Origin of the sequence: Meridianimaribacter sp. CL38 (assembly GCF_004328055.1) — a bacterium.
Taxonomy (GTDB): domain Bacteria; phylum Bacteroidota; class Bacteroidia; order Flavobacteriales; family Flavobacteriaceae; genus Gaetbulibacter_B; species Gaetbulibacter_B jejuensis.
Genome location: NZ_QKWS01000002.1, coordinates 268,700 through 280,926, shown reverse-complemented (window position 1 = coordinate 280,926; position 12,227 = coordinate 268,700). Strand labels below are relative to the sequence as shown.

The following is a 12,227-nucleotide window of genomic DNA, read 5'->3' as shown; positions in this document are numbered from 1 at the left end:
TTTACTTTTATAAAGTTATTTCATTTTCTTGAGAGTTATTTGTACTCACTCTATTAAATAACCAAATAGTTATAAATAGTATTAGGTAGTAATTAAAATAGTTATGCATTGTTAATAAAATAGCGCTTAATGATATGGCTAGGAGTAATTTATCAGTGTTGGTTTTGTAGCCGTAAATAGTTTTTCTAATTAAATACAAATAAATACCTATAATAATCAAAAAGGGGATGATACCTGCTTCACCTAAAACCATTAAGTAGGTGTTGTGCACACCTTGTTTAATATTGTCTATACCGCTAAAACTTTTATAACCATTACCAAAAATTGGCTTATCTAAAATATCATTGTAATAGGTAGACCATCTGCTCATTCGACTATCTTCAGTTAGTCGTTCTGTTTGTGCATTATTATTTAATAATCCAATTAATAGAGAAAATCGAGTAGTGTTAACTTGTAATATTGTGGCAAAACTTATTAATAGAGCCAATGTGCCAATACCAATTCCAAATAATTGCAAGTTTTTTTTGTTACTTATTGCAGAAAGCAAGGTTATTAGAAACCACATTAAAAAAAAGAACCTTGAAAAGGTTAAAATACCTGCAAAAGTAAAAATGAATGTAAATAAATACTTTGTAGTTTTATTACTAATGTTAAATGTTAAGCAGTAGCCTATTAGGCATACAAAAGCTGCTCCATTAGGATTTAAATAAAAGCCACTATACCTACCATAGTTATCAGCAAAAAATAAAGAATGAATTAATACACTTGCTGCTCCAATTAAAAGAAAAAGTATTAACTCTTTTGAAGATGTGTCTCTAGCTACTTCAGCACCACAAATAATTAGAATACCGTATTTGATAAACTCATTGATGTAAACTTCATAATTATCAATATATGTAAGACCTGAAATTATAAAATAACTAACCCCTAGAATTGCTAAAGGGATAATTACAGGACGCTTTCTTGCAAAGAAATAATACCCAAGTAATAGTATAAAAGTAAGATGACTAACATAACCACCTATGGTTTCTCCAAACACAAAAAATGAGAAGCTATCAATACCCCAAAGAATTAAAATTAGGATTATGTATTTTAGGATTTTCATATTAAGTTCTTACTAATTTTAATGGAATATTCAACATAAATATCACAAAGCATGTAAGCTTTTTTACAAAAGACAAGCGATTGGTTCTTCGTTTTAAATATAGGTTAGATTTTATGTATTGAAATGCATAAAACCTATAAAATTTGTATTTTATAATATCATTTAAGGATACGTTTTCTAACTCAATCAAAGCACTGTTGTAATAGACTTTGGCTTTTCTTTCTTTACTTGTTTTTGTGGCAATAAGCCCATCGTTAGAATGGAAATAAATTCTATGGGCAATATTTATGCATAAAAAATCAAATGATCTATTAATATGGTTCCAAGTGTGACTTTCGCCAATATGACATTCATCACTTAAAATCATTTTGTTAGATTTTAAAACATTAGTTTTCCAACAATGCCATTTTTCGCCTTCAATGTTATGTTTGAGAACTCTAGTCTTAAAATCTACTTTCCAATAATCTTCAGGAAACTTATCTCCAATAATTTGACCGCTTTCATCCTTAGTGAGTGTCCAAATAGCTCCAATGTTATTATCAGTATTGTTAGTCCAAATATCTTTTAAATCTGATATTGTTTCTGGAACAAAAGTATCATCGCTATCTGCAATTATGGTGTATTTTTCTTTACATAAATCTATTGCAACATTTACAGCATTAGATTTTCCTTTATTAATATTTAGTTTATGGTAAGTAATTTTAAATTCGGTAGTGTTTTTTATCCATTCACTAATTAGTTGATATGTGTTATCAGTACTACCATCATCAACAATAATCCATTCAAATGTTTTGGTGGTTTGTTGTATTAAAGATTTGTATACTCTAGGTAATGTATGCGCTCTATTATATGTTGGTGTAATTATATTAAACATAGGAACTGTTTAATTTGTTTATATAGACATATAAAATGATACTATTAACTATGGAAACTAGCGATGTAGCTAATGCTAATCCATAAACTCCCATTACATCTATTAAAATAAAATTGAACACAATATTTAGAATTAAACTTACTAAAGAAGTTAATACCATAAAATTATTTTTATTTATTGATGTTAAAAACTTAACCATCACTAAACCACTAATATAAGAAGGTATTTGTAAAATATACATTTGTTGTATTTTTGATACAATTACAGTGTCTGAACTTGTAAAAGCATTTCTCTCAAAAACAAGCCATATAATTGGAGAAGAGAGAAGAACTAGTATAATTACTATAATAGAACTACTAATTATAAGGTATTTAAGTATTAGTTTTAGTTTTTTAAAAGTAGCTTCTTTATTATCAACAGCATTTTTAGAAAAATAGGGCAGAAGTACATTACCAACTGCAATACCTACAATTGAGATGGCAAAAGCAGGGATTTTGATTCCATAATTTAATGCAGCTATTGAACCAACAATTAATTGAGCTGAAAAGTATTGGTCTATAAGTGGGTTAATACCACTTAGCAAGCTAGATGATACTTTAGCAGGTATTTGCTTAAATAATACTTTAATGTTAACCGAAATAAAATCAGGTGTTTGTAATGTGATAATTTTTCGATTAAGTGCTACTATCAACAAAAACAAGAAGTTTAGGATGCTTCCAAATAATGTGCCTAAAGCAAGTACCAAACTTCCAAGGGCCTCTTTAAAAAAAACGAGACATATAATAATTGATATAGGCGTAAAAATACTTGCAATTGAAGAAAATTTAAACTCGTCATCAATGTTTAATAATCCACTTATTAAAGAAGAAAGTCCCCAAAATAAAATACAAGGAGCTACATAATAAAATTGTGTTTTAATTAAACTATAGTATTGTGTAGTGTGACCTTTAAAAAATGTTTCTAAATAAGTGTCAGTAAAAAGTATAGCAATAAGTAAAAATACTAAGGATATTACAATTGTCACAATAAAACTGGTGCTTTGAAACGCTCCTATGTTTTTTCCTGTTTTTAATTCGCTAACATAGTTAGGTATAAAAACGCTTTTAAACGAATCTAGAAAAACACCACTTATAAATGTGGGAAACAATATAGCTATGTAAAAAGTGTCGAGTAATTCCGAGAGACCAAAGCTATTAGCTACAACTATTTCTTTAAAAAAACCAAGCCCACTTACAATTAAAGTAGTTACTCCAACGGTAATTACATTAGTAACCGTTGAGTTTTTAAGTAAGTTACTTATAAAAGATTTTAAATCGAATTTTGAATTCAATTGTACTGGTATTGGTTAAGTCTATTTTAGAAATCTTCTAATTGGCCATAATAGTACAAAGAAAAACTTGATAATAGGTGAATCAATAGATGTTGTGTAGTTTTTTAGGTTGAAATCTAAATAATTAGATAATCTTAGTAAAAAGTATAAGTTTTTTATAAAGTATGTTGGTGCTTTTAAAAAGCTCTCTTTAAAGAACCAATTAAAGTTAGCAATGAGTTGTGTAGCAGATCCTAAAGCAGTTTTTTCAATGTTAGAATTAGATATTGAGTTTTCAATGTTAGTATGATAAATACGTAATGCCTTATTAATATAAACAGTTATAAAACCTTTTTTAGCTAATAGATTCCAAATAAGTCCTTCAGGCATAAAACCGTTGCTAATAAACGCTTTGTTGTAAACTATATTCCTTAAAATATTAGTTTTAGTAAAACCCCATTTTTCACCTAAAATTCTCTTTACAGTATATGATTCAAAGGTATTACTAAAATATGGACTCGTAGGATAAGAGTCACCTACCTGATCACCATTTTGATCAATGCATAAAGCTGTAATAGCACCAATAGTGTTTTTTTTCTCAATAGGTATACTGTTGTAAGTATTATTAAACACCTCTAAAGCTTTATTAACGCATTCATCATCAGCATCAAATGTTAAAAAAAAATCACCATCGGCTAATTTAATGGCTTGCATAAAACAGCTCATCTTATGCTTGTTTTTGGAGTTATGTATATACTTAATGTCTAAAGGAGACTTTTTTATAATGCTTGAAATGATGTTGTGAGAACTATCGGTAGAGCCATCATTAATGATTAACCATTCAAAATCCTTAAAACTTTGTTTAACTAAACAGTCGTGAACACGTTCAATTGTTTTTTCACAATTATATACAGGTGTAAAAACAGTAAATTTATACTTAAATGCCTTAGTTGGTTGTTCAATATATTTTGGAATTAAATCTCTAAACATTATATAAGTTTAATTATGAGTTCGTTCCATTTTTCAGCAACTTGAGTTACTTCGTATGCCTTAGCGGTTTTAAAAGCTTTTTTTCCTAGTGAATCTCTAAGGGTATTATTATCGATTAGTTCTATAAGTCTACTTTCTAATTGTGATTGATTGTTGACTTCAATTAGAAAGCCATTTTTGGTGTTTTTAATAATATCTGAAGGTCCTGTCGGACAATCTGTTGATATGCATGCCATTTCAAAATACATAGCTTCTATTAAAGCATTAGGAAAACCTTCAGACTTTGATGTAAAAGCAAAAATACTAGCTGTATTGTAATAATTTTGAACATCGTTAATATTGCCTGTAAATATAACGTTGTTAGCTATATGTAACTTTTTAGTGAGTTTTTCATAGTCTTTTCGTAATTCACCATCGCCAATTAAAACAAGTTTCCAGTCCTTTTTATTTATGCTCGCAAATGCTTTTAATAATACATCTTGAGCTTTATTACTGTCTAACCGTCCAACATTAATTATAGTAGGTGTTCTTTTTTTAGAAATATTTTTTTGAGAACTTAATGTTTCAGAAATAGGATTAGGAAGGATTAAAACTTTATTGCTCTTAACAAAAGTTTGATAATAATTTTTAATCAAGTTTGATTGAACTACTAAGAAGTTCGCTTTAGGGTAGGTATATCTTACAAGTTTATCCCAAAAAGAATTGTTTGTGTATATGTATGGGTTACTTCTTTCTGAAATTATACATGGTATTTTTAAAGATCTTGAAGCAATTAAACTTAATACATTTGATGTGGTCATAAAACTTAATACTAAGTCAATATTTTCACTCTTTAAATGTTTTTTTATTGTTTTAATGAGCTTTGTGTTATTCTTTAAAGCACTAACTAAGTTTTTACTATTGTTAATCTCATTAACACAAGACTTCAATGTAATTTCTTTATTTAAGGTATAAAATGGTGTCGTATTAACAATTGTTATTATAGTAACATTGTATTGTAATGCAAAATAATTGGCTAATGTAGTTACTACACGTTCTGCACCTCCAGAGTTCAAACTATACACAACAAAAGCAATATTTTTTTTGGGCTTCAAATTCTAATAATTTATGTAAATGTAGTTAATTTAATAGTTCTATGTTCATTATCAATTATGTAGGAATTTACTTTTAAACGTTAAAATTGTGTAGTTAGTCGACTTTTTTTACATTCTGCACGTATATTTGTTGACGCTAAAATCACTATTTCATCCTGAAAAATCTTTATTTGTAAGAAAAGTATTTCAAATATTTTCTTTTTGTCGAATATTAATGCGTTAAAACGTATTTTTAGATATTATTTATATAGATTGCCAGTATAATAGCAAGCCCCAAAGATTAATAGTAGATGAAGCCCCTAAATTTTGGTTGCCATAATTATGGCCTATTGTGTTTTAAAAAAGCACTGTGTTTAATTTTATTTGTATCGCATTATAGTATAGCTCAAGTTTACCCACCTGATGTTAATGTTAATTCAGTTGATTGGGGAACTTATCAAGTACCAACTAGTGTGCCTGATTATTTAGCTACGTTTACGGACCCATTAACAGGTAATAATGTTACCCGAATAAGTGATGAAAATGTATTTGGTTGTGATTGTTCTCAATTACGACATATTTATGCTAAAAAGCAACCTTGGAATGCTGATGGCACTAAAATTATGACTGCAGGTTGGCCATCAAAAATTTTAGATGGTAATACTTATGAGGTGTTAACTACTGCTTATTGTCGTTCATTATGGAGTAATGTTGAACCAGACATTACGTATGATTCACATGAGAACCAATTATTCAGAAGAAATATAGTTACACAAAGCGAAACTGTTTTAAAAACCTTTTCAGGATATTCATCTGTAAGTGTTGGAGATGGAGAAGGTAATTTGTCCAATGATGATCGTTATGTGGCTTTAATAGCAACTAGTGGATCACAAAAAACGATATTAGTTTACGATATATTTAATGATGAAATTCTAGGAACAAAGTCTCTAGGAACTGCTAATATTGATTGGGTGTCTGTATCACAATCTGGTGAATATGTAGTAATGAGTGGATACTCTGATGGTTCAGGACCATTGCAAGGTATTAAAGCTTACGATAAGTACATGAATAATGAAATACACTTATATAGCGGAAGACCTCATGGAGATATAGGATACGATGCTCAAGGAAATGAAGTTTATGTGGCATACCAAGGTGTTAGTGGTTATAGTTTGTCTTATGCAAGATTAGATAATGGAGCAAAACAAGGAATTTTTCCATTCTCAGGAGGATCAGGTGATAGTGGCCTTTGGGGAGGACATATTAGTACTAGAAATTTAAACAGACCAGGATGGGCTTATGTAAGTGAACAAGGGCATCCATCTAATGTAAATAATTATGAAGCAACAAGAGAGATTTTTGCTATTAAGTTAGATAATTCTCAAACTATAGAAAGATTTACCAAGCATAATACTAATTTAAATTCAGGATATAGCCATCAAGCTCATGCAGTACCAAATAGAGATGGTTCTAAGGTGATATTCGCAAGTAATTGGGATAACGCTAGCTTAGAAAACAATTCTTATCCCTTGTTGTGGGTTGTAGAAGCACCACAAGATCCAACAGGCATAACAGCAAATGCAGGAGAAGATGTATCGATTTGCGAAGGAGAAGAGGTGGTTTTAACAGCTTCTGGAGGAGCAACGTATGAGTGGAGTACAGGTGAAACTACACAAAGTATTACAGTAAGTCCAACTGAGACAACAACCTATATTGTTACTGCGTATGATGCATCAGGAAGTAATTCAGATCAAGATGATGTAATAGTTACTGTTAATGCAATACCCGAAGCTAATGCAGGAGAAGATGTGTCAGTTTGTTTAGGTAACTCTATTACGCTAACAGCTTCAGGAGGAAGTACATATTTATGGAGTACAGGAGAAACTACAGAAAGTATAACTGTATCTCCAAGTGAAACAACAACATATTTAGTTGAAGTTTTTGAAAACAATTGTTCTAGTAGTGATGAAGTACTAGTAACTGTTAGTGAGCTTCCTATAATTAACGCAGGAGAAGATGTAACAATTAATCTTGGGGAAAGTATTACGCTAACAGCTTCAGGAGGAGATACATATTTATGGGATACTGATGAGGTATCAGAGTCAATAACAGTAAGTCCAATCGAAACAACTACTTACTCAGTAACAGGTTTTGTGGCTGATTGTGAAGCTTCTGATACTGTAACTGTAACAGTTGTTGATAATAGTGTAGTTGCAAATGCAGGAGAAGATGTATCGATTTGCGAAGGCGAAGAGGTGGTTTTAACAGCCTCTGGAGGAGCAACGTATGAATGGAGTACAGGTGAAACCACACAAAGTATTACAGTAAGTCCAACTGAAACAACAGTCTACACTGTTACAGTTTTTGATGAATCTGGTAGTAATTCAGATCAAGATGATGTAACTGTTACTGTAAACCTAATTCCTGTTGCTAATGCAGGAGAAGATGTGTCAGTTTGTTTAGGTAACTCTATTACGCTAACAGCCTCAGGAGGAAGTACATATTTATGGAGTACAGGAGAAACTACCCAAAGTATAACAGTATCACCAAGTGAAACAACAATATATTCAGTTGAAGTTTTTGAAAACAATTGTTCAAGTGCTGATCAAGTGATGGTTACTGTAAATGAATTACCAATTGTTGATGCAGGTCCTAATGTTACAATAAATGTAGGAGAAAGTACTACACTTACAGCTACTGGAGCAGATGCCTATTTATGGAGTACAGGAGAAACTACCCAAAGTATAACAGTAAGTCCAGCAGAGACTACAACTTATTCAGTTACAGGATTTGCAAATGGTTGTGAAAACACGAACACTGTTACTGTTTTTTTGCAAAGTAGTACTGTAGTTGCTGATGCAGGAGAAGATGTGTCGATTTGCGAAGGAGAAGAAGTGGTTTTAATAGCTATAGGAGGAGCAACGTATGAGTGGAGTACAGGTGAAACTACACAAAGTATTACAGTAAGTCCAATTGAAACAACAATATACACTGTTACAGTTTTTGATGAATCTGGAAGTAATTCAGATCAAGATGATGTTACTGTAACAGTAAATGCACTTCCCATTGCTAATTCAGGAGAAGACGTGTCTGTTTGTTTAGGTAACTCTATTACGCTAACAGCTTCAGGAGGAAGTACATATTTATGGAGTACAGGAGAAACTACAGAAAGTATAACTGTATCACCAAGTGAAACAACAACATATTCAGTTGAAGTTTTTGAAAACAATTGTTCAAGTACTGATCAAGTGATGGTTACTGTAAATGAATTACCAATTGTTGATGCAGGTTCTAATGTTACAATAAGTGTAGGAGAAAGCACTACGCTTACAGCTACTGGAGCAGATACTTATTTATGGAGTACAGGAGAAACTACCCAAAGTATAACAGTAAGTCCAGCAGAGGCCACAACTTATTCAGTTACAGGATTTACAAATGGATGTGAAGCATCAGATTCTGTTTTAGTGTCAGTTGAAGACCTAGTAATTGCCAATGCAGGAGATGATGTTAGTATTTGTCAAGGTTACGAAACTGTTTTGACAGCTTCTGGAGGAGAAAGTTATCTATGGAGTACAGGAGCTACTACACAAAGTATAACAGTAAGTCCTAGTTCAACCTCAACTTATTCGGTTATTGCTTATGTAGGTGATCAACAAGATGAAGATGAAGTCACAGTTACTGTTAATCCTAATCCAAATGTTATTATTCAAAATGGAGATGAAGTTATGATATTGCAAGGTGATTATGTCACTTTATCAGCAACAGGAGCTAATAGTTACCAATGGAGCAATGGTGCAACTCAACCCAATATAGCTGTTAATCCTAGTGTTACAACAACATATTCAGTTACAGGATTTATAAACAATTGTGAAGATGAGAAGCAAATAACAGTTAATGTGTTAGAAGAAGTTACAGCAGTTGTTGATGTTGAGCAAAATGAAATTTGTTTAGGAGAGACTGTTACACTTACAGCTTCAGGAGGAGATGAGTATTTATGGAGTACAGGAGATACAACTGAAAGCATAACTGTATCGCCTGAAGAGAGTTTAGAATATTCGGTAACAGTATTTAATGCGTTAGATTTTGATGAGACCTCAGTGATTGTTTCAGTGGTTGATTGTTCATCAATAGAAACTCCTGATGAGCCTGAGGAGTTTGATTTTCTAGTATATCAAGACCCACAAACAGATGTGTTAAAAGTACGTGTATCAGGTTGTCAAAGCGTTAATGTGAATAACATGTCTATATTTGATATTACTGGAAAACACGTATTTTCTATTGATTTTGAAGAAGAAGATGAGTCAACTGTGATAAAAGAAATAGATACAAGCTCATTTTCTAGAGGAATCTATATCATCAGGTTGATATACGATGATAAAGCACTCGTTAAAAAAATTCCTATTCGATAAAAAAGAAAAGACTTGGTTATCCAAGTCTTTTTTATTTAAAATCTATTGAAAGAACAGTAGCTACTGAATCACAGTTTTTGATATGAAGTGCAATATCACTTTTATTTAACTTGTTTTCAATAACATAAGTTTTGCAATCTTCAGACTTTGTATCACTTTCTTGAAAGTTAACATCTCCAGTTAAAATTAAATTAGTGATAGTAGTAGTGTCTATATCATGAGTATTCATAATTGCTTTCGTTTCATCAGAGAGCAATCGTTTTTTAATTGAAATGTTTTTAATGGTTCTTGCGTTTGGACCATAATCACACGAAGTGTTTTTTCCTCTTAAAAAAAAGGCTAAAAGTATTAAACCTATTGAAAATCCTCCTAAGTAGTAACCTATACGTTGTATTAATTTCATTAGTTAAATTGAAAATTTTCTGTAAAAATACAACCCTTTTTAACCTTAGCAAAACTCCAACTTAGTAAAGATGAATTGAACTAAAAAATAAGCAAGTTTACGTCATTATAGTTAAGACCAAACCAATCAGCTACCGACTTATTGGTTAAAACACCATGATATAAGTATAAACCATTTTTTAAACCTCTATCAAACCTGATAGCATCTTCAATACCACCATCTTCAGCAATTTTTAGTAGATAAGGTGTGAAAATATTACTGATAGAAACTGATGCAGATCTAGAGTAACGAGCGGGAATATTAGGTACACAATAGTGAGTAACTCCATTGACTTCAAAAGTTGGATGGTCATGATTTGTAATTTCACTAGTTTCAAAACAGCCTCCCATATCAATACTAACATCTATTACAACAGCTCCATTTTTCATGCTGCCAACCATTTCTTCAGTAACAACAATAGGAGCTCTATTGGTTCCTCTTACAGCTCCAATAGCAACATCACAGCGTTTTAGCGCTTTAATTAAGTTTTTTGGTTGAATGGTTGAGGTGTATATTGTTCTTCCTAAGTTAGACTGTAAACAACGTAATTTGGTAATAGAATTGTCAAAAACCTTTACATTGGCTCCAAGCCCAATAGCTGAACGTGCAGCAAATTCACCAACAGTACCAGCACCTATAATTACAACTTCAGTAGGAGGAACACCACTAATATTACCAAACATTAATCCGTTACCACCATTAACATTAGATAGTAATTCTGAAGCAATTAAAATTGAAGCTGTTCCAGCAATTTCACTAAGTGATCGCACAGCAGGATATGCACCATCTTCATCTTTAATAAATTCAAAAGCTAAAGCTGTAATTCGTTTAGAAGCAAGAGCTTCAAAGTATTTTTTACTTTGAGTTTTTAACTGTAATGCAGAAATAAGAAGCGTTTGCGGATTAATAAGTTTTATTTCGTCAAGAGAAGGTGGTTCAACTTTTAGAATAATAGGGTTAGAGTAGACCTTAGCTGTATCTTTGGTAACTTCGGCACCTGCTTCACTGTAGTTTTTGTCTTTAAAGTTAGCACCTTCGCCTGCTCCAGATTCTATCATTACTCTATGTCCATTTGACACTAAAGCAGATACTGCATCAGGAGTTAAACAAACTCTTTTCTCTTGAAAATAAGTTTCTTTTGGAATACCAATGTATAGATTGCCTTTTTTTCTTAAAACTTCTAGTTTTTCTTCTTGAGGCAAAAGTTGAGCCCTTGTAAAAGGAGATAAAGATTTACTCATTTGTGATTGAAATAATATTCAAATTACAAATAATAATTTGAATTTTAAAAGAACTCTTTAAAAGTAATCTTTAAGTTTTCCTAAAATACCTTTTGGCTTAATTTTAAATTCATCTTCTAAGTCTTGCATAGTCTTATCAGCATCATTTAATTTATCAAAGATTCTAACTCTTATAAGGTATATTGAAGGAACAACTATAGCCATAACAGGTAGTAAATAAAAAATTTGCTTGCTAGTATCTATAAACTCTAAATCGTCATTAAATATTTCAATTACTTGATATACATACATTGCAATTGGCACTAATAGTGCATGATACCACCAATGTCTTGATGTAAAAAACCAAACAAAAATAAGTAATAACGGAATTAACTTATTCATAAGTGTCCAAGCTGTGATTTGTGCACTAGTGTAATAGTTACTGCTATATGTAAACAAAAAAGTGTCCCAAACTTTAACGTTAGGGACACTCTCGTAAAAGGTAAAAATATATGGAGTTAAAGCTATTAAAGTAGCAATAATAGTTCCATATACTAATGACTTAGCACTATTTTCCTTGACCTGGAATTTTGATTTTTGCTTTTTCGATGTTTGTTGTTGTTTGGTCATTTAAGTCAATTAAATTTGTAGCCTGTGCTGCAAATAACATTCCACCGAAAATAGCAACTGCTAATACGTACTTTTTTGTTTTCATAATTCAAGGGATTTAATTAATTAATTACTTCAAATTTAGAATCAACAGGAGTTAAATTCTGTTAAAGAAATGTTAAAATAATTTTCAGAA

General features: G+C 31.1%; 10 protein-coding genes. 1 reads left to right on the top strand and 9 read right to left on the bottom strand.

All coding sequences use genetic code 11. The annotated features are described in order from the left end of the window. Positions 1 to 7: 7 nt before the first annotated feature. The 5 genes from DMZ43_RS06415 to DMZ43_RS06395 are packed head-to-tail and all read right to left on the bottom strand — an operon-like array spanning position 8 to position 5,372. A complete protein-coding gene (locus DMZ43_RS06415) occupies positions 8 to 1,105 on the bottom strand; it encodes an O-antigen ligase family protein (protein ID WP_131506747.1) in 1,098 nt (365 codons plus the stop codon). Between the two features lies 1 nt (position 1,106). Beyond that, on the bottom strand, positions 1,107 to 1,979 hold the full coding sequence (locus tag DMZ43_RS06410; RefSeq protein ID WP_131506746.1) for a glycosyltransferase family 2 protein: 873 nt from the start codon (positions 1,977 to 1,979) through the stop codon (positions 1,107 to 1,109). Then, a complete protein-coding gene (gene murJ / locus DMZ43_RS06405) occupies positions 1,972 to 3,309 on the bottom strand; it encodes a murein biosynthesis integral membrane protein MurJ (RefSeq protein WP_131506745.1) in 1,338 nt (445 codons plus the stop codon). The genes DMZ43_RS06410 and murJ overlap by 8 nt, the downstream gene beginning before the upstream one ends. Positions 3,310 to 3,330: 21 nt before the next feature. Further along, complete coding sequence (locus DMZ43_RS06400) at positions 3,331 to 4,278, bottom strand: glycosyltransferase family 2 protein (RefSeq protein WP_131506744.1); 948 nt, start codon at positions 4,276 to 4,278, stop codon at positions 3,331 to 3,333. Continuing rightward, positions 4,278 to 5,372 carry a glycosyltransferase family 4 protein gene (locus DMZ43_RS06395; protein WP_131506743.1) on the bottom strand — a complete coding sequence of 365 codons (1,095 nt, stop codon included), beginning with the start codon at positions 5,370 to 5,372 and terminating at the stop codon, positions 4,278 to 4,280. The genes DMZ43_RS06400 and DMZ43_RS06395 overlap by 1 nt, the downstream gene beginning before the upstream one ends. Positions 5,373 to 5,662: 290 nt before the next feature. Here DMZ43_RS06395 and DMZ43_RS06390 point away from each other — a divergent pair, with 290 nt between their 5' ends. Next, complete coding sequence (locus DMZ43_RS06390) at positions 5,663 to 9,760, top strand: T9SS type A sorting domain-containing protein (RefSeq protein WP_131506742.1); 4,098 nt, start codon at positions 5,663 to 5,665, stop codon at positions 9,758 to 9,760. 31 nt (positions 9,761 to 9,791) lie between these two features. Here the strand turns inward: DMZ43_RS06390 and DMZ43_RS06385 are convergent, their stop codons facing one another. The 4 genes from DMZ43_RS06385 to DMZ43_RS14935 form a co-directional block, all read right to left on the bottom strand. Then, entirely contained in the window at positions 9,792 to 10,163 is a 372-nt protein-coding gene (locus DMZ43_RS06385; RefSeq protein WP_131506741.1) for a hypothetical protein, read from the bottom strand. 80 nt (positions 10,164 to 10,243) lie between these two features. Next, positions 10,244 to 11,443, bottom strand: coding sequence for an alanine dehydrogenase (locus tag DMZ43_RS06380; RefSeq protein ID WP_131506740.1), 1,200 nt, complete (start codon positions 11,441 to 11,443; stop codon positions 10,244 to 10,246). Positions 11,444 to 11,500: 57 nt separating this feature from the next. Continuing rightward, positions 11,501 to 12,052, bottom strand: coding sequence for a hypothetical protein (locus tag DMZ43_RS06375; RefSeq protein ID WP_129760105.1), 552 nt, complete (start codon positions 12,050 to 12,052; stop codon positions 11,501 to 11,503). Next, positions 11,991 to 12,137: a hypothetical protein gene (locus tag DMZ43_RS14935; protein ID WP_165353677.1), complete on the bottom strand. Its 147-nt coding sequence runs from the start codon at positions 12,135 to 12,137 to the stop codon at positions 11,991 to 11,993. Before DMZ43_RS14935 ends, DMZ43_RS06375 begins: the two co-directional genes overlap by 62 nt. Positions 12,138 to 12,227: the final 90 nt, after the last annotated feature.